Below are 18,600 nucleotides of genomic sequence, written 5' to 3' on the forward strand. Positions count from 1 at the left end.
TCGGAGGTCACATTTCTCAGACGAATCAATCATGGGAATGACCGCAATGGGCGAACGCAAGGCAATGTTGATTTTGCACGGCAAGCAGGCGCTCAACGAAGAGGTGCGATCGGCTGTTCAGGACCGACGCGCGCAAGGCTGGGAGCTGGCCGTGCGTCTGACATGGGAGGGGGGGACGCACAACGACTCGTACAGGAAGCGCTGGCGGCAGGCTACAAGCAGATCATTGCTGGCGGTGGCGACGGCACCCTGCGCGATATTGCCGAGGCCATGGCTTCGCATTCGGGACACGCCAGCCTGGTACTGATGCCGCTGGGAACCGCCAACGATTTTGCCCGTGCCGCCGGGGTGCCACTTGAGCCGGCCCTGGCATTGGACCTGCTGGATGCCGAACCCCGGGCCATTGACCTCGGTGAGGTAGGCGGCCAAATGTTCCTGAACATGGCGACGGGCGGCTTCGGCAGCCAGGTCACCGCAAATACTTCGGAGGATCTGAAGAAAGTGCTGGGTGGCGCCGCGTACCTGTTCACCGGGTTAACACGTTTCAATGAGTTGCATGCTGCCTATGGAGAACTCAACGGTCCGGATTTTCAGTGGAGTGGGGACTTGCTGGCCCTGGGCATCGGCAATGGTCGCCAGGCAGGCGGTGGCCACGAATTGTGCCCGCAGGCACTGGCGGACGATGGCCTGCTGGACATCAGCATTCTGCCGGCTCCCCAGGAAGTGGTGGGTACGTTGAAGAGCCTGCTTGCCGATGGCTTCGGGATCGATAGCCTGTTTGTCCGCGCTCGTTTGCCTTGGGTGGAAATCAAGGTCGCGGAAGGCCTTTCCATCAATCTCGATGGCGAACCGCTGGAGGGTGATAGTTTGCGCTTCGCTGCACGCCCGGCAGCCTTGCGGGTGCATTTGCCACAAGACTCTCCACTGCTGGGCAAGCCAGCAGCGGCAGCGATCAATCGTCCAGACTGATGATCTGCTCACGCACGGCGAACAGCACGAGACCCGCCACGTCGTAAATCTGCAGGCGTTTCATGATCTGCGAGCGGTGGGTTTCGACCGTCTTGATACTCAAGCCCAGGCCATTGGCGATCTCGCGGGTGGATTTGCCCCGAACGATCAACCTCAGGATTTCCAACTGGCGTGGCGTAAGATTGTGCGAATCGACGGGCTCTGGCTGGAGTTTCTGATTGCGGGTCAACGCCTGATTGATGACCGTATGAGCGATGGCGGGGCTCAGGTAACGCTCATTATTGCTCAGTGCTGTCAAGGCGTGTTCAAGCTCGGTGGCCGTGGTGTCCTTGAGCAGATAACCGTGAGCGCCAGACTCCAGTGCCTGCATGATCAAGGCAGGGTCGGTATGCATCGACAGGATCAGTACCTTGCTCAGTGGGTGCTGGCGTTTGAGATGTTGCAAGGCCTCGAGGCCACCGGTCTGCTTCATGGAAATATCCAACAGCACGATGTCCGGCAACAGGCGCTCGTACATCTCGAGCAACTGCGAGCCGTCATTGGCCTCGCCGACGACCGCATAGCCTGGAATATCCATCACCAGGGCGCGCACGCCCGCCCTGATCAGCGAGTGGTCATCCACCAGAAGTAAGTTACAAGTCAATGCATAACCTTATGGGTGCTGGCCCGTTCCAGCGCACGGGGCGCCCAGGGGAAGAGAGCTTCGATTTGAGTGCCTTTGCCCGGCTCGCTGGTCACCCGCAGGGTACCACCCAACTGGTCGATCCGCTCCGACATCCCGGCCATTCCGCGTTGCCCTTCACGGCCTGGGTCAGTGGCTGGCGAAAAACCCAGGCCATCGTCACTGATCGAGAGCCACAGGCCTTGGGGCTGGCGTTGCAGGCGCACCAGAAGATTTTTCGCGTCGGCATGGCGCAAAATATTGGTGACCGCTTCTTGAGTGATCCTGAAAGCGGCCAGCGCCATTTCTTCGGGAATGCCGGTCAAACGCGACTGGCACTCCAGGCTCCAGTTCACCGACGTGTTGGCCAACGTCTTGAGCAAGTGCTCGCGCAAGCTGGCTTCAAGACCCAGGCTGGTCAGTTGCCTGGGGTTGAGGATGGCCGATACGTCTCGCACTTTCGCCAGGGTCTCGTCCAGCGTGTCGCAGAGCAGCGAGCACTGTCCCTGGAGTTCTTCGGGCACGCGGCGCTTGAGCCATTGGCTTTGCAGCTTGGCAGCGGTGAGTAACTGGCCGATGTCGTCATGCAATTCGCGGCTCAGCCGATGCCGTTCGTTTTCCTGGACTTGCAGTAACCGCTCAGCCAGCTCCCGAGGCTCGAACTTTATGGATTTGCGCGAGAGACGCTGCTGCGTCAGTACGCAAGCCAATACCGCAATATTGACCAGCAGTAATGCCAGCGGCAGCCGAGTGGACAGGCAATAGACCGCCACGCTGCCAAGCGCCGAGGCAATACACACTAATAGCGTGAACCGGCGGGCGTTTTCTCGGGAGGGGAGCCACTTGGTCATTGACTTGAGGTTGGCATACATAGCGGATGGAGCCAATAGATGTTCGCTGCGGACAGACTGGCCATTTGGACACAATCTATGTAAGGGTCACTGTGCTATTAATTGACGTCAATTAATGGAGGACATAGTACCACTTCACATACCGTTGGTCGCGTTCGGTATATATGTCCGAATGGTCAGGAATTAGAGAGTTGGCACCTTAGTTCTACAAATGAAAACTATTTGTAGAGGGTTTAAGTGTGGCGAACTGTCGCTGCCGAATTATTCAATTGCGGCATGACTTAATTCAAGCTACCCAATAGTCTGAGATAAACCATCGAGGCGTTGGCAGGAAACTCAACTGGGCGTTATGAAAAAGAGATAAGCCTGAGCGGTTTCGAATGGGCAGGCGGGTGAAACTGGCTTTGCCCCACCTGGAAGGCAAAGGCTTCGATCAGTGAGGTCTGTTCACTCTGATCAAGACTGAGTTGACCGGTGTTCTGGTCGATCAGCTCAAGCTGCCAGGCCATCAGCGTGAAGCAGTCTTTCAGCGCTTGCAGCGCCTGCGCATGCAGGTCCACATGATGTTGCGCGTGATTGAGCAGGCCATGAATGTGCAGGGAGAATTCCGAAACGGCGCCCAGGGCGAGAGCATCCGCTTTGCTGGCCAGCTTCAGCAGGGTACTCATCATGCACTCGATGGCGTCCTTGTCGTTGCTGATCAGTTGCAAATGACTCAGGCACTCCTCGGATTTGGCCAGGAGCGTTTCTGCCTCGACGAGAAATTCGGGAAGCCGTTGGGCCCACTCTTTACGGTCGTTCGGCATACTTATCTCCACAACTTCATGTCAAGTGAGAGCGTGTCGGGTGTATGGGCGTGAGCGGCGGGCATCAGGTCGCGATCCGGCCGATAGCGCGGCAGGCAAGAGTCTCGATAGGATGGAAAACCCCTGAACTGCGGTCGCGCACGATAGCCTGACTCCGTTCATGCAATGAGAATGGCGTCACATTAATGGCTATTGGATATTGCGAATATCAGGTTGGGCCTGATTGATGCTCAGGGATTCCCTTAGGCACGGGAACCTAACGTGCGAACTGTTGTCGCGCGGCAGGAATTGAAGCAGATGAATTGAGGACGCTAGTAAAGCATGATGTTAATGTGACATCAATGCCTGAGCGGGCATTTTATAAGGGTCAAGATGCGGCAAAGACAGCCGATAACCCCCTTTAGTGAATTCATCAGAACAAGCCCAGGAGTCATTGATGGCCGGCATTCTCGACACGGTAGACCAACGCACGCAACTGGTGGGTGAGAATCGCCTGGAAATTCTCATGTTCCGACTCGCGGGGCGGCAATTGTTCGCGATCAACGTGTTCAAGGTGCAGGAAGTGTTGCAACTGCCAAAGCTGACCCTGATGCCCCAGCGCCACCCGTTCGTGTGTGGCGTGGTCAACTTGCGCGGGCAGACATTGCCGGTGATTGACCTGTCCCAGGCCATCGGCATGCGTGCGCTGGTGCCCAGCCCGACCAGTACGATCATCGTCACTGAATACAACCGTTCGGTGCAGGCATTCCTCGTCGGTGGCGTGGACCGCATCGTCAACATGAATTGGGAAGCCATCCTGCCACCGCCGACCAGTGCGGGTCGCCAGCATTACCTGACCGCCATCAGCAAGGTCGACGATCAACTGGTGGAAATCATCGATGTGGAAAAAGTCCTGGCTGAAATCGTGCCGTACAACGCCAAGGTGTCCCGCGACAAACTCGACGACCCTGTACTGGAACGCGCCCGGGGCCGCGAGGTGCTGCTGGTGGATGACTCCAACGTCGCCCTTTCGCAATTGCGCGACACCCTGGGCCAGTTGGGCGTGAAGATGCACATCGCCAGTGATGGCTTGAAGGCATTGAACATGCTCAAGGGATGGGCGGACAGTGGCGTCAACATGACCGACAAACTGCTGATGGTGTTCACCGACGCGGAAATGCCGGAAATGGACGGCTATCGCCTGACCACCGAAATTCGTAACGATCCGCGCCTGCGTGGCCTCTACGTGGTGTTGCACACGTCGTTGTCGGGGAGCTTCAACGACTCGATGGTGAAGAAGGTCGGCTGCGACAACTTCCTGTCCAAATTCCAGCCTGACAAACTGGTGGATGTGGTTCGCCAGCGCTTGATGCTCGATGCGGTGCCTGCGTGAAGTTACCCCTGTAGGAGCGAGCAAGCTCGCGATGGTCGTCAACGATAACGAGGGGTGTCAGGCAGCCAGCGTCATCGTTCAACGCCATCGCGAGCATGCTCGCTCCTACAGACACAGGTGATTTTGGTATAGGGTGACGTTTTGATCACCTCAGGGAGCTGGACATGCTGCGTTTGAGCGCGCTTTATCGTTTTCCATTGAAATCCGGCAAGGGCGAGGTCCTGGAGCAGGTCAGCCTCGACAAGTTGGGGCTCGAGGGAGATCGACGCTGGATGCTGGTGGACGAGGCCAGTGGGCGCTTCCTGACCCAGCGTGCGGTGGCGCCGATGAGCCAGTTGTCGGCGTTGTGGAATACCCATGGTGGCTTGACCCTCGCAGCCCCAGGCCATTCGCCGATCGATATCGCACTGCCTGCCAGTGACGCCGAGTTGCGTGGCGTAACGATCTGGCGCGACACCTTGCGTGTACCGGATGCCGGAGACGAGGCGGCCGCTTGGGTCAGTGAGTTCATCGGCAAACCGACTCGCCTGGTCCAAGTACCGCTGGACCGTGCGCGTACTACCCAGGCGGGCTATGGCAAGGACGACGATCAGGTGGCGTTTGCCGATGGTTTTCCATTGCTGCTGATCGGTCAGGCGTCCCTGGAAGACTTGTCCCAGAAGGTCGGGCGTCCCATGGAAATGCTGCGTTTCCGGCCGAATCTGGTGATCGAGGGCGCCGAGGCGTTTGCCGAGGATGGCTGGAAACGCATCCGTATCGGCGAGGTCGAGTTCCGAGTGGTCAAGCCATGTTCGCGTTGCATCCTGACCACTATCGATCCGCAGACCGGTGCGCGCAGCGATGACCGTGAACCCTTCGCGACCTTGCAGAAATACCGTGCCCGGGAAGAGGGGGCGATGTTTGGCCAGAACCTGGTCAACGACGGCAATGGTCGACTCGAGGTCGGCATGCCAGTGACCGTGCTGGAATAAACAAGCCTGAATGAAAAATGCCCGTATCGAAAGACACGGGCATTTTTTATGCGCTGAAAACCTGTGGGTTAACCACGGTACTCGCACAGGTAAGCGGTATCGACCGCCACTTTCAGCTGGAACTTGCTGTTGGCCGGTACGTTGAACTGGCTGCCGGCTTCGAAGGTTTCCCAGTTGCTGCTGTCAGGCAGTTTGACGGTCAGGGCGCCACTTACGACGTGCATGATTTCGCGCTGGCTGGTGCCGAATTCGTATTCGCCCGGTGCCATGACGCCGATGGTCGCCGGACCTTCAGCGGTGCCGAAAGCGATCGACTTGACGGTGCCGTCGAAGTACTCGTTGACTTTAAACATGGGCGATTCCTCGAAAAGGGCTGAAAAAGGCCGGCCAGTATGCACAAGGCCCCGGGCGGCGTCACCTCTCTAGAGGGGTAGGACCAGCGGTAACAGACGTGCTGTATTACGCGCATCCTCCAGCGCCCGATGCTGTTGACCACTGAACTGAAGCCCCGCCAGTTGCAGCGCACCGTTGAGGCCCAACGGTCGCTCCAGTCGCCTGGCTTTGGCATAGCGCTGCTTGAGATTCATGTGCGGTACACGGCTGAGCTGGCTGTCGAGTTGCAGGCGCTGCCATTCCTGTACCAGTTGCTTGCGGTCGTAGTCTCCCCAGCTGGCCCAGCCTTCCAGGCGTGCGTGATGTTGGCCGAGCCACCGTTCGAACACCGGCCAGACTTCAGTCAGCGGTTGTGCGCTGTCGATGTTGGCCTGGGTAATGTGGGTCAGCTCCCGGCAAAACGGCGTCAGCAAAGGGCGACGCAGCGGGCGCACGAACCGCTGGAAATGATCTTGTTCGCGCCCCTGTCGATCCACCAGCGTGGCGCCAATTTCGATGATTTCCATTTCCGTGACCGGCCAACCGCCTTCATCGGTGGTGGCTTCCAGATCAATGACCAGCCAATGAGGCATTGCAGGTTTCCTGATATCCGCGTGCTGATGGGCTTGAGCGTAGCCAAAGCCAGCGCATCCGCCTAGCGGCTTATTCGACCTCCAACAAAATCTGACGATTTTTGACCTGATCGCCGACCCGGACCTGCAAGCGCTTGAGCACCCCATCGATGCCTGCTTTCAGCGGATGCTCCATTTTCATGGCCTCCAGCACCACCAGCAGTTGGCCCTTGCTGACCGGACTGCCTTCCGTGACCAGCACGTCGACGATCGCCCCGTCCATGGGTGCCTTGAGCGTCCCGGAGCTGGCGCTGACCTGACTGCTGACCGGCGCCTGGGTTCGATCCACCAGGCGCAGGCTGCCGGCGCGAGAAAACAGCCAGAGTTCGCCACCTTCAAGCCGGTAGGCGCGTCGCTGGCGGATGCCGTCGATATCCAGGGTGGCCCGGTGTCCATCGCACTGGATCACGCTGACTTCGAGAGTCCGGTCGGCAACTTGAACCCGGTAGGGCTCGCCTGGCTCTGCGTTGAGTTGAACCGGCCAGTCCTGATCTTCGACACAGATGCGGTAGTGCAGTGGCACACTGGCGTTATTGCGCCAGCCAGACTGCGCGGCGGTGTGGGCTTGTGCCGAGGACTGATAGAACAATGCTGCCGCCGTCGCCAGTTCTTCGGCACCGGGGGCATAGGCATGCAGGCACGGGTGGTCGGCGAAATGGGTTGGTATGAATCCGGTACTGAACGTGCCGCTGACGAATTGCGGGTGGTCCAGAAGGCTGGCGAGCAAGCGCTGGTTGCTCGGCAGGCCCAGCAGCACGCAGTCCTGCACGGCCCGTAGTAACTTGCGCCGCGCCTCTTCACGGGTGGCTCCATGGGCGATGATCTTGCCCAGCATCGGATCGTAGAACGGGCTGACCTGCTGCCCTTCAATCAGGCCATGATCGATGCGTACGCCAACTTGCAGTGCTGGCTCCCAGCCGACGACGCGGCCGGTCTGCGGCAGGAAACCCTGGGTCGGGTCTTCGGCGTACAGGCGCACCTCCATGGCGTGGCCGCTGAGTTGCACCTGCTCCTGGCGCAGCGGCAGTGGCAGTCCCTGGGCGACGTGCAATTGCCAGGCAACCAGGTCCAGGCCAGTGATCAGTTCGGTGACCGGATGCTCTACCTGCAACCGGGTATTCATCTCCAGGAAGTAGAACTGCCCGCGTGCGTCCAGCAGGAACTCCACGGTGCCGGCGCCTACATAGTTCACCGCCCGTCCCGCCTTGAGGGCCGCTTCGCCCATGGCCTGGCGCAGTTCGGCGGTCATGACCGGGCAGGGCGCTTCCTCGATGACCTTCTGGTGGCGGCGTTGAATCGAACAGTCACGCTCACCCAGGTAAATCAGGTTGCCGTGCTGATCGCCGAACACTTGCACCTCAACGTGGCGCGGATCGATCAGCGCCTGTTCGAGGATCAATTCATCGCTGCCAAAACCATTCAGGGCTTCGGAGCGCGCGGTGCGCACCTGCGCAAGCAGGTCGGCGGCATCGTGTACTAATCGCATGCCTCGCCCACCGCCGCCGGCACTGGCCTTGATCATCAGCGGAAAACCGATGTGGTCGGCTTCGCGGCTGAGCCTGGCATCGTCCTGCTCGGCGCCCTGGTAACCCTTGATGCAGGGGACGCCAGCCTCGATCATGGCCAGTTTCGACAGGCGTTTGCTGCCCATCAGTTCGATGGCCTCGGGGCTCGGGCCGATGAAGGTCAGGCCGGCCTGCTGGCACGTGCGGGCGAAATCGGCGTTTTCCGAGAGAAAGCCGTAGCCGGGGTGAATCGCGTCGGCACCGCTGCGGCGGGCGGCGTCGAGGATGGTCGCGATGTTCAGATAGGATTGTTGCACCGGGGCCGGGCCGATGTTGACGGCCTCGTCGGCCATTTGCACATGCAGGGCATCGGCGTCTGCGTCGCTGAACACGGCGACGGTGCGATAACCCAGGGATTGGGCGGTGCGCTGGATGCGGCAGGCGATTTCACCGCGGTTGGCGATGAGGATTTTGTTGAATCCGGGCATGGTTTTTATTCCCCTGATTTTGGCGGTGAATGTGCGGGCCTCATCGCGAGCAAGCTCGCTCCTACAGGTATTTGGAGCACCCGAAATCCCTGTAGGAGCGAGCTTGCTCGCGATGCTCTTTCAGGAAGCCCACCCCGGCTTACGTTTTTGCACGAAGGCCACGGTCCCCTCGGTCCCTTCCGCCCCGCTCACTGCTTCACTGAACCACTCGGCCGCCTGATCCAACAGCTCCTCCGAGGGCTGCGCCACACTGGCCAACAACAATTGTTTGGTCAGCGCATTCGCCCCTGGCGCGCAGCACAGCACATGGGCCAACACTTCATCGAGGCGCTCGGCCAACGCTTGCGCATCCTGCTCGACAAAGTGCACCAGGCCCATGCGATGTGCCTGAATGCCATCGAAGCGCGCTGCCGTCAGCGCCAGGCGGCGGGCCTGGGTCAAGCCGATCCGCTGGACCACGAACGGCGCTATCTGCGCAGGGATCAGGCCGAGGCTGGTTTCCGGCAGGCCGAATTGAGCCTGGTGATCGGCCATCGCCACATCGCTGACGCAAGCCAGACCAAAGCCGCCACCGAGCACAGCGCCTTGCAGAACCGTGACCACCACCTGCGGCGCATGCTGAACTTCCTGCAGCAGCGCGCCGAACGTGCGGTTCAACTCGCGGTAGGCGCTGGCGCCCTGGCCCCGGGCACCGGCCATGTCCTTGATGTCGCCACCGGCGCAGAAATGCCCGCCGGCACCGCCGATCACCAGGGCGCGAACGCCCCTGTCATCGCGCACGGCCGCCAGCACCGACCGTAGTTCGGCGACCATTTGCAAGCTCATGGCGTTGCGGCATTCCGGGCGGTTGAGGGTGATGTGCAGCACGCCGTTATGCGGCTCAAGCGACAGCGTCTGACAAACCGGCAGGGTGCTCATTTCTTTTTCCCCGGCAGGATGCCCATGAGTTTGCAGATGATCCCCAGCATGATTTCGTCAGCCCCGCCACCGATGGAAACCAGGCGCACATCGCGATAGGCTCGAGACACCGGGTTTTCCCACATGAATCCCATGCCGCCCCAGTATTGCAGGCAACTGTCGGTGACTTCGCGACCCAGGCGCCCGGCCTTGAGCTTGGCCATGGACGCCAGGCGCGTCACGTCCTGGCCTTTGATGTATTGCTCGGTGGCCTGATAGACCAGCGCGCGCAGGCATTCGATCTCGGTTTGCAGTTCGGCCAGGCGGAAGTGAATCACCTGGTTGTCGATCAGTGCGCTGCCGAACGTCTTGCGCTCCTTGCAGTACTCGATGGTGCTGTCGACGCAGTACTCCAGGCCCTTGATCATGTTCGCCGCCCCGAACAGGCGTTCCTCCTGGAATTGCAGCATCTGCATCATGAACCCTGCGCCTTCATGGCCGATGCGGTTGCGCTGCGGTACGCGCACGTTGTCGAAAAACACCTGGGCGGTTTCCGAGCTGCGCATGCCGAGCTTGTCCAGGTGCGAGCTGATGCTGATGCCGGGGGTGTCCATCGGCACCATGATCAACGACTTGTTGATGTGGGGCTTGTCGTCGGAGGTATTGGCCAACAGGCAGATGAAGTCGGCGCTGGGCGAATTGGTGATCCACATCTTGCTGCCGTTGATCACGTAATCGTCGCCGTCCTTGCGAGCGGTGGTTTTCAAGCCGGCCACGTCGGAGCCGGCACCCACTTCCGACACGCCGATGCAACCGACCTGTTCGCCGCTGATGGCTGGCCGCAGGAACTGCTCACGCAACTCATCGGAGCCGAACCGTGCCAGTGCCGGCGTGCACATGTCGGTCTGCACGCCGATGGACATGGGGATTCCGCCACAATGAATGGTGCCGAACTCTTCGGCGGCCACGATCGAATAGCTGTAGTCGAGCCCCATGCCGCCGAATTTTTCTGGTTTGGAAATGCCGAGCAGACCAAGCTCACCCGCCTTGCGGAATATCTCGTGGATCGGAAAACGCCCGGCCTTTTCCCACGCCTCCACGTGCGGGTTGATCTCGTGATCGACGAATTGGCGGACGGTACGGCGCAGTGCTTCGTGTTCCTGGGTGAAGATCATTTTTATTGTTCTCCTCTGGCCGGTTCAGAACCGGGCTACGCCAAAACTGTTTGTTTGCAGCGGTCGCGTGTCCGCCTCATGACAGATGTCCAGCAAATAACCAAGCAGGGTGCGGGTGTCGCGGGGGTCGATCAGGCCGTCGTCCCACAGGCTGGCGCTGCCGTACAGCGCGGTGGACTGGCTGTCGAGTTTCTGCGCGGTGACCTGCTCCAGCATGTCGAGCATTTTCGGATCGGGCGTCAGTCCGTCCTTGAGCTGTTTGGCTTCGGTGACGATACGCAGCACTTTGCCGGCCTGGGCGCCGCCCATCACGGAGGTACGGCTGTTGGGCCAGGCAAAGATGAAGCGCGGATCCAGGCCGCGGCCACACATGGCGTAGTTGCCGGCGCCGTAGGAGCCACCGACGACGATGGTCAGTTTAGGCACCCGCGCGTTGGCCACGGCCTGGATCATCTTGGCGCCATGCTTGATCACGCCTTGCTGTTCCGACTCGGTGCCGACCATGAAGCCGGTGGTGTTGTGGAAGAACAGCAGGGGCGTGCGGCTCTGGTCGCACAATTGAATGAATTGCGCAGCCTTGCTGGCTCCCTTGGGTGTGATCGGGCCGTTGTTGCCAATGAAGCCGCAAGCGCGCCCCTCGATATGCAGATGACCGCAGACGGTTTGCTGATCGAACTCGCCCTTGAACTCGAGGAAGTTTGAGCCATCGGCGATCCGAGCGATGATTTCGCGCACGTCGTAGGGCTTTTTCGGGTCATCGGGAATCAGCCCGAGCAATTCGTCGATGGGGTAGCGCGGGGTTTCAAAGCGACGTTCGGGTGACCACGGCAACTGATCGTTCCATGACAGCATCCGGACAATCTCGCGAGCCTGGCGCACGGCATCGGCATCGTTCTCAGCCAGGTACTCGGCGGTGCCGGCGGTTTGCGCGTGCATCTCGGCGCCACCCAGTTCTTCATCGGTGGCGACTTCACCGGTGGCCGCCTTGAGCAATGGCGGCCCGGCGAGAAACAGCTTGGCCTTCCCACGCACCACCACGACGTAGTCCGATAAGCCCGGCTGATAGGCGCCGCCCGCCGTGGCCGAGCCGTGGACCACAGTGATCTGCGGCAAACCCATGGCGGACATCCGTGCCTGATTGGCAAAACTGCGTGCACCTTCGACGAAAATTTCCGTCGCATAATTGAGGTTGGCGCCACCGCTTTCAGCGAGGGTAATCACCGGCAGTTTGTTTTCCACGGCAATTTGTTGCAGGCGCAGGGATTTTTTCAGGCCGCTGGGGGAAATCGTCCCCCCCTTGATCGCGCTGTTGTTGGCGATGACCAGTGCCCGGGTGCCGGACACGTAGCCAATGCCCGCGATCAGGCCGCCACCCGCCGAACTGCCGTCCTTGTCGTCATGCAACTTGTAGCCGGCGAGGCTGGCCAGTTCGAGAAACGGCGCGCCAGGGTCGAGCAACAGGTTGAGGCGCTCGCGGGGCAACAACTGCCCGCGCTTGTCGAATTTCGGCTTGGCTTGGGCAGCCTTGTCCAGAAGGTTCTGTTCCAACCGGCGGATGTGTTCGACTGCGGCCAGCATGGCCGCACGGTTGTGAGCGAACGCCTCGCTCTGCGGGTCGATCTGCGACTCGATCACTGGCATGGCTTAGTCCTTGAGCACGTCGGGGAGGTAGGCGCGGTGAAAGCCGTTGTAGGATTCGCTGTTGGTCGCCTTGTGGATCGGCCATGCGCGTCCTCCCAGGCTGGCGGCACCGTCGATGCGCAAGGTGCTACCGCTGACGAAGGCGGCGGCGGGGCTGAGCAGGAACACGATCGCTGCGCTGACCTCCGATTCAGTGCCAATGCGCTTGAGCGGTACGTGTTCGCGCAGGGTCGGTATTACCGCCTTGAACGCACCTTCGTAGGTGTCCATGCCGCTGGAAGCGATCCAGCCTGGCGCCACGGCATTGACCCGCACTCCGGCGTAACCCCATTCGAACGCGGCGGTCTTGGTCAGGTTATCCATGCCTGAACGCGCCGCGCCCGAGTGCCCCATGCCGGGCATGCCGCCCCACATGTCGGCGAGCATGTTGACGATGGCGCCGCCGTGTTTACTCATCGATTGGTTGAACACTTCGCGGGCCATCAGGAATCCGCCCACCAGGTTGGTGCGCATCACCGTTTCGAAACCCTTCTGGTTGATCGCCGCCAGCGTCGACGGAAACTGGCCGCCGGCGTTGTTGACCAGGCCATGAATCGGCCCGTGTTGCCGGATCAGTTCGCTGACCAGATGCTTGACCGCTTCTTCGTCGCGGATGTCGCACGCCTGCCAATCGGCGCGACCGCCATCCTCGGCAATTTCGGCCGCCACGGTCTTGAGCTTATCGGCCTTGCGCCCCACCAGCAGCACATGAGCGCCGAGGGCCGCCAGTTCATGGGCGGTGCAGCGACCGATACCGCTGCCGCCACCGGTGACGATGATGGTTTGGCCGGCAAACAGGTCGGCTTTGAAAATTGAATCGTAGGCCACGGCGGCGGTCCTCTAGTTGAACTGATCGGCGATGTATTGCGGTACCGGAATCTGGATGTCCAGCAGTTGTTGCGCGAAAGCCTTGCCCTGCGGGTCGATGCGCAGGCTGGCCACGCCACCTCCGCCGAGGGCGTTTTCCAGGAGAAAATTGAGGCTGTGGGTCGCGGGCAGGTACCAGCGTTCGACGCGCCCGTGAACCGGATCAAGCACGTGACTCATCCAGTCGACGAGCACTGCCGGGGTCAGGGCTTCAGCGATCCATGGCAGGTAATCCGGCTCGCGGGCGATGACCCCGATGTTGCTGTGGTTGCCCTTGTCGCCGGAACGCGCAACCGCCAGTTTGACCAGCGCCACACTGGCATCGGCTCGTCCTGAGGGTTTGGGCGCTTCGAATGGCCGGGGCAGGTCGGTGGTGGCGAGGGTGTCGAGGGCGGGCAGGGCGCAGGGGTGACGTTGACCGTCGATGTCGATCTGCAGGGCGCAGGCGCTCTTGTCGATCAGGAACGAGAACAGTCGGATCACCGGATACACCGTCGGCCGACCACCGACGATGCCGGTCAGTCCCGGCGCCATGCCGGTGGCGGCCTGGGCGATTTCCCGGGAGAAGGTGACCAGCGCCTTTTTATCCGGGTGGCGTACGGCGATTTTGATCACCACTTCGCGGCTGTCCTGGCGTTGGCCATGGGGCCCGTAAGTCGCCTCGCTGCCCAGCAGTTCGATATTGACCTCGCTGTAAGGCGCCCAACCGCGCTGGCGGAAGATGTCGCAAGTTTTGTTAATGATCGCTTCGCTGACCCGTCGCGCCTTGTCGACCGCATCGATCCCGGCGATCAGGCAACTGGCGGTGCAGCGAAAACCGTCCGGGTAGGTGGCACTGACCTTGTACTGATCGGAAGGCGCCAGCCCCTTGGCGCCGTGCACCTGGACCGCGTTGCGGCCTTGCTGCACCAGCTTCACCTTGGTGAAATCGCAGACCACGTCGGGTAGCAGGTAAGCCTGCGGGTTGCCGATTTCGTAGAGCATCTGTTCGCCGACGGTCAGCGGAGTGACTAGGCCGCCGGAGCCTTCGGGCTTACTGACGACAAATTGGCCGTCGGCGCTGACTTCAACGATGGGGAAACCGATGTGTTCGTAATCGGGTACGTCGCGCCAGTCGGTAAAGTTGCCACCGGTGCACTGCGCGCCGCATTCGATGATATGGCCGGCGAGGGCGGCCTGGGCGAGCTTGTCGTAGTCGTGCCAGGACCAGCCGAATTCATGTACCAGCGCGGCGCTGACCACGGCGCTGTCGACCACGCGACCGGTGATCACGATGTCCGCGCCAAGGTGCAGGGCTTCGACTATGCCCGGCGCACCGAGGTAGGCGTTGGTAGAAACGCATGACGCGGGCAGGGGGGCGCCGCTGAACATTTCCTCGAGTCCAAGATGGCTCAACTGCCTTAATCGCGGTTGTAGGTCATCGCCCAACAGCACGGCGATTTTCAGCGCGACGCCAGCCTTGTCGCACGCGGCTTGCAGTGCTGCAGCGCACGCCTGTGGGTTGACTCCGCCGGCATTGCTGATAACGCGAATTTTCTGTTCGGCGAGTTTTCCCAGCAGGGGGCTGAGCACTTCGATGAAGTCGCCGGCGTAGCCGGCCTGGGGATCTTTAAGCCGCGCGCCGGCCATGATCGACAGGGTGATTTCCGCCAGATAATCGAAAACCAGGTAGTCCAGGCTCCCGCCCTCCACCAATTGCGCGGCGGCAGTCGAGGTGTCGCCCCAGAACGCGCTGGCGCAACCGATGCGAACAGTTTCAGGCACAGACCTTTCCATAGTCACCTCCATCGAACGTTTATGGAGACTACCAAGCAAGCGCTTGGTTTGTAAATGGCCTTAGATATCTTCTTCCCAAGCGCTTGCTTGGTTGCCTGTGCCAGCTAAAATTGCCGACGAACCCCGCTGTTTTATTGATGGACTCGACTGTAGGAGAGAACGGGTGGATGAGCAAAAAGCCCTGAAGGTCATGCGCGAACTGGTTGAGAGCAACCAGTTGACGGACCCGGAAAGTGCCCGCGGCAAACTGCTGCAAGTGGCGGCCCATCTGTTTCGCAACAAGGGATTCGAACGCACCACAGTGCGCGATCTGGCTGGTGCCGTGGGCATCCAGTCGGGGAGCATTTTTCATCACTTCAAAAGCAAGGACGAGATCCTGCGGGCAGTGATGGAAGAAACCGTTCGCTACAACACCGCCTTGATGCGCGCCGCCATTGCCGATGCCGGCAGTGTGCGTGAGCGGGTGCTGGCGCTGATTCGCTGCGAGTTGCAGTCGATCATGGGCGGCAGCGGCGAGGCCATGGCGGTGCTGGTCTACGAATGGCGCTCGCTGTCCGAAGACGGGCAAGCCAAGGTGCTGGCGTTGCGCGACGTCTATGAGGAACTGTGGCTTCAAGTGCTGGGGGAGGCCAAGGACGCCGGCTTCATCCGTGGCGATGTGTTCATCACGCGGCGTTTCATGACGGGTGCGTTGTCCTGGACCACGACCTGGTTTCGCCCCGGTGGCAGCCTGAGCCTGGACCAATTGGCTGAAGAAGCCTTGATTCTGGTGTTGGCAGAGCAACAATAGTTTGCACAGGACGGCTGGAACTGGCTAAGTGATTGAAACCGCCTTGGCTTGAATGGATTGATGTTTTTTGGGAGTGGGTCGTTTGATGTCTTCGCCAACCAGGACGGCCTCACGGCTTCTGCTCGCAGCGCTTTGCGCACTTTGGATGTTGCCGTCCCCGGCTGCACAACTGGTGCGGGTCGGTGCCGCGCATTTTCCCCCGTACACCGTACGGCCGGAGTCCGGCGCCGACACCGGTCTGTTGCCGCAGTTGGTCGAGGCGCTCAACGCCTCGCAAAAGGACTACCAATTTGTGTTGGTGCCCACGTCCATCCCGCGCCGCTTCGGTGACTTCAAGCAGGGCCGGGTGGACATGGCGATTTTCGAGAACCCGGATTGGGGCTGGCAAGACATCCCGCACACCAGCGTCGACATGGGCCTTGAAGACGCCGAAATCTTCGTCGCGCAACGCCTTCCCGATCGTCAGCAGGACTATTTCGCCGAACTGGCGGGCAAGCGCCTGGCACTGTTCAGCGGTTACCACTACGAGTTTTCCAACTTCAATGCCGACCCGAAATTCCTTGCGCAACACTTCAACGCCACGCTGACCTACTCCCACGACAGTAACCTGCTGATGGTGCTGCGCGGACGCGCGGACATCGCGCTGGTGACGCGCTCGTACCTGAGCGATTACCTGTTGCGCAACGAAAAGGTCGGCGATCAGTTGCTGGTGTCCGAGCGTATCGACCAGATCTATCATCACTACGCCATTCTGCGTCCGGCGGCGCCGATCAGCGGCGAGGCATTTGCCAGGTTGCTGCAAGGTTTGCGCGACAACGGCCAGATGCTGAGGATTTTCGATCCGTACAAGATCGCGGTGGTGCCGGTTCCCGGCAATTGATCGCGCCCATCTGCTAAATTTTCCCCGCTGGCTCACGTCACCTCGTTGAACTGTCGACGATTAACGTGAGCCCGACTTATGCCCGATCTGAATGACCTGACCGCCCTCGCGCTCCCAACGGGCCAGCGCCTTGTCGCGCAAGCAGGCGAAAATCGCCTGAGCCTGAACCTGGACACGCAGCCGTTGGTCGCCTTGCACCTCAACCGTGAGCCCGACCTGCAATTGCGCGTCGAGTCGCGCTGTGACACTCAGGCCGTATGGGCGGCGAGTTATTGGCTATTTGCCCGCGACCCTGGCTGCCAGCATCTGACCTGGCACCTCGATGAAGTGCCGGCCCAGGCCTTGCTCAGCGGATTGCTGGTGCCGAGCGATGCCGCCAACCAGTACCGTTGCGAGCGCACCTTGTTCTGGCAATTGCCGCAGCCCTGGCTGGGTAGCTCGCTCACCGGCAGCTATCCACAGCACAGGGTGATCAGCAGCGGCAAGCGTCATCCATTGCGGCCGGTGAAACCGCGCGGCGAAGTCTACCGCCGTTTCGACTCACGGCTGGGGGTGTGGATTTCCCTGCGAACCGTGGACATCGAGCAGGATCTTGCGCGGTTCAACCGTTGGCAGAACAGCGCGCGGGTGGCCAGTTTCTGGCAGGAAGAGGGCAGTCTCGAGCATCATCGTGAATACCTGGGCAAGCTCGCTGCCGACCCGCACACCGTGACGCTCATTGGCTGTTTCGACGATGAGCCGTTTGGCTATTTCGAAGCCTACTGGGCGAAAGAGGATCGCATCGCGCCATTTTACGAGGCGGGCGATTATGACCGTGGCATTCACATGCTGGTTGGCGAGGAGCACCATCGCGGCCCGCACAAGGTGGCAAGCTGGCTATCGGCGTTGACGCATTATCTGTTTCTCGACGACCCGCGCACACAACGACTGGTCGCCGAGCCACGGGCCGACAACGCGAAGATGATCGGCTACATGCAGGACCAGCGTTTTTATTGCGAGAAAGAGTTCGACTTCCCGCACAAGCGTGCGGCGTTGATGGTGTTGGGGCGGGAGCGGTTTTTTACGCGGTGTAGTTTGGCTTGAAACCATGCGCTGATCTTGAGTCAGTCTTCGCGGGCAAGCCCGCTCCCACCGGGGGCTTCGGTGTTCACAGAACCTGTGGGAGCGGGCTTGCCCGCGATGAGGTCGATGAGGTCTAGCGCCGAACAGCCGCCCGACTCCCCGACACCTTGCGGCAATGCACCAGCGCATCGCGAATCATGAAGTTCACCAGGGTCGGCGACACACCGAGTTCCTTGGCGATGTCCTTTTGCGGCACCCCGTGCAGGCGGTACATCTCGAAGGCATAGCGGGTGCGGGTCGGCAGCTCCGTCAGTGCGTCGGCGATGTTTTCCAGGGTCGAGAAATTGATGTGCGAAGTTTCCGGCGAAGCGCCTTGAATCACCACGTTCAGTCCCTCCTCTTCCGGCCCGGAATACTTCAGCTCCAATGCCTGTTTGCGGTAATGATCGATGGCCAGGTTGCGCACGATCTGGAACAGGTAGCTGAGTTGAGCCTTGATCGAGGAGGTGATCGGCGGCGCTGATTGGAGGCGGAAGAATGCGTCTTGAACCACATCTTCGGCACGCGACCGGCAGCCGGTAATGCGTGCGGCGATCTTGACCAGTATCAGTCGGTTGTCGACGAATGCCTGAAGTAGCGGTGAATCGCACGTGCTTGTCGATACTTGTTCCGTCATGGAAATCACCTTGCTGCGGATGGGGTCATGGGACGGCAGGCGGGTGCATGTGGGGCCGTCCGACATATCGAGCGACAAATTATTCTTAATGATAATGATTGTCAAATGAGAAAGAGAAACAATGCATAACGGCGGTGCAAGAGTGAGACTTGCGACACACTGCCGCACCC

Annotated in this window: 17 protein-coding genes and 1 pseudogene; 6 read left to right on the plus strand and 12 right to left on the minus strand. The window is 60.5% G+C overall.

Features of this window, described 5'->3' with window-relative positions; genetic code table 11:
- Window positions 1–46 precede the first annotated feature (46 nt).
- Window positions 47–969: pseudogene (yegS, locus tag AB4O36_RS04975) on the plus strand (lipid kinase YegS).
- Here yegS and AB4O36_RS04980 read toward each other — a convergent pair.
- The 3 genes from AB4O36_RS04980 to AB4O36_RS04990 all read right to left on the minus strand — a co-directional run bounded on the left by AB4O36_RS04980 (window position 953) and on the right by AB4O36_RS04990 (window position 3,287).
- Window positions 953–1,612: a response regulator gene (locus AB4O36_RS04980; RefSeq protein WP_460122128.1), complete on the minus strand. Its 660-nt coding sequence runs from the start codon at window positions 1,610–1,612 to the stop codon at window positions 953–955. The pseudogene yegS and the gene AB4O36_RS04980 overlap by 17 nt on opposite strands.
- Complete coding sequence (locus AB4O36_RS04985) at window positions 1,609–2,502, minus strand: sensor histidine kinase (RefSeq protein ID WP_460142110.1); 894 nt, start codon at window positions 2,500–2,502, stop codon at window positions 1,609–1,611. The genes AB4O36_RS04980 and AB4O36_RS04985 overlap by 4 nt, the downstream gene beginning before the upstream one ends.
- Window positions 2,503–2,828: 326 nt before the next feature.
- On the minus strand, window positions 2,829–3,287 hold the full coding sequence (locus tag AB4O36_RS04990; protein ID WP_460122130.1) for a hypothetical protein: 459 nt from the start codon (window positions 3,285–3,287) through the stop codon (window positions 2,829–2,831).
- Window positions 3,288–3,723: 436 nt separating this feature from the next.
- On the opposite strand from AB4O36_RS04990, the gene AB4O36_RS04995 reads away from it, so the two are divergent.
- Window positions 3,724–4,659, plus strand: coding sequence for a chemotaxis protein CheV (locus tag AB4O36_RS04995; RefSeq protein ID WP_460122132.1), 936 nt, complete (start codon window positions 3,724–3,726; stop codon window positions 4,657–4,659).
- Window positions 4,660–4,823: 164 nt separating this feature from the next.
- The gene (locus AB4O36_RS05000; RefSeq protein WP_460122134.1) at window positions 4,824–5,630 is read left to right on the plus strand and encodes an MOSC domain-containing protein; all 807 of its coding nucleotides are present in this window, start codon (window positions 4,824–4,826) and stop codon (window positions 5,628–5,630) included.
- 68 nt (window positions 5,631–5,698) lie between these two features.
- Here AB4O36_RS05000 and ppnP read toward each other — a convergent pair whose 3' ends face one another.
- The 8 genes from ppnP to AB4O36_RS05040 form a co-directional block, all read right to left on the minus strand.
- On the minus strand, window positions 5,699–5,983 hold the full coding sequence (gene ppnP, locus AB4O36_RS05005; RefSeq protein WP_460122136.1) for a pyrimidine/purine nucleoside phosphorylase: 285 nt from the start codon (window positions 5,981–5,983) through the stop codon (window positions 5,699–5,701).
- A 69-nt stretch (window positions 5,984–6,052) separates the two neighbouring features.
- Window positions 6,053–6,595, minus strand: coding sequence for a 3'-5' exonuclease (locus AB4O36_RS05010; RefSeq protein ID WP_460122138.1), 543 nt, complete (start codon window positions 6,593–6,595; stop codon window positions 6,053–6,055).
- Between the two features lie 70 nt (window positions 6,596–6,665).
- Window positions 6,666–8,627, minus strand: coding sequence for an acetyl/propionyl/methylcrotonyl-CoA carboxylase subunit alpha (locus AB4O36_RS05015; RefSeq protein ID WP_460141163.1), 1,962 nt, complete (start codon window positions 8,625–8,627; stop codon window positions 6,666–6,668).
- A gap of 120 nt (window positions 8,628–8,747) precedes the next feature.
- A complete protein-coding gene (locus AB4O36_RS05020) occupies window positions 8,748–9,545 on the minus strand; it encodes an enoyl-CoA hydratase/isomerase family protein (RefSeq protein WP_460122142.1) in 798 nt (265 codons plus the stop codon).
- A complete protein-coding gene (gene atuD / locus AB4O36_RS05025; protein ID WP_460141164.1) occupies window positions 9,542–10,699 on the minus strand; it encodes a citronellyl-CoA dehydrogenase in 1,158 nt (385 codons plus the stop codon). Before atuD ends, AB4O36_RS05020 begins: the two co-directional genes overlap by 4 nt.
- 24 nt (window positions 10,700–10,723) lie before the next feature.
- Entirely contained in the window at window positions 10,724–12,340 is a 1,617-nt protein-coding gene (gene atuC, locus AB4O36_RS05030; protein WP_460122146.1) for a geranyl-CoA carboxylase subunit beta, read from the minus strand.
- A gap of 3 nt (window positions 12,341–12,343) precedes the next feature.
- The gene (locus AB4O36_RS05035) at window positions 12,344–13,207 is read right to left on the minus strand and encodes an SDR family oxidoreductase (RefSeq protein ID WP_460141165.1); all 864 of its coding nucleotides are present in this window, start codon (window positions 13,205–13,207) and stop codon (window positions 12,344–12,346) included.
- Between the two features lie 12 nt (window positions 13,208–13,219).
- Window positions 13,220–15,010, minus strand: a complete 1,791-nt coding sequence (locus AB4O36_RS05040; protein WP_460141166.1) for an acyclic terpene utilization AtuA family protein — start codon at window positions 15,008–15,010, stop codon at window positions 13,220–13,222.
- 175 nt (window positions 15,011–15,185) lie between these two features.
- Here AB4O36_RS05040 and AB4O36_RS05045 point away from each other — a divergent pair, with 175 nt between their 5' ends.
- The 3 genes from AB4O36_RS05045 to AB4O36_RS05055 all read left to right on the plus strand — a co-directional run bounded on the left by AB4O36_RS05045 (window position 15,186) and on the right by AB4O36_RS05055 (window position 17,775).
- Window positions 15,186–15,812: a TetR/AcrR family transcriptional regulator gene (locus tag AB4O36_RS05045; RefSeq protein WP_460141167.1), complete on the plus strand. Its 627-nt coding sequence runs from the start codon at window positions 15,186–15,188 to the stop codon at window positions 15,810–15,812.
- A gap of 85 nt (window positions 15,813–15,897) precedes the next feature.
- Window positions 15,898–16,692 carry a substrate-binding periplasmic protein gene (locus AB4O36_RS05050; RefSeq protein ID WP_460122154.1) on the plus strand — a complete coding sequence of 265 codons (795 nt, stop codon included), beginning with the start codon at window positions 15,898–15,900 and terminating at the stop codon, window positions 16,690–16,692.
- A gap of 78 nt (window positions 16,693–16,770) precedes the next feature.
- Entirely contained in the window at window positions 16,771–17,775 is a 1,005-nt protein-coding gene (locus AB4O36_RS05055; protein ID WP_460141168.1) for a GNAT family N-acetyltransferase, read from the plus strand.
- A 112-nt stretch (window positions 17,776–17,887) separates the two neighbouring features.
- Here AB4O36_RS05055 and AB4O36_RS05060 read toward each other — a convergent pair whose 3' ends face one another.
- Entirely contained in the window at window positions 17,888–18,430 is a 543-nt protein-coding gene (locus AB4O36_RS05060) for an RNA polymerase factor sigma-70 (RefSeq protein ID WP_460122158.1), read from the minus strand.
- Window positions 18,431–18,600: the final 170 nt, after the last annotated feature.

The sequence above is a fragment of the Pseudomonas sp. S2_E01 genome, assembly GCF_054668365.1.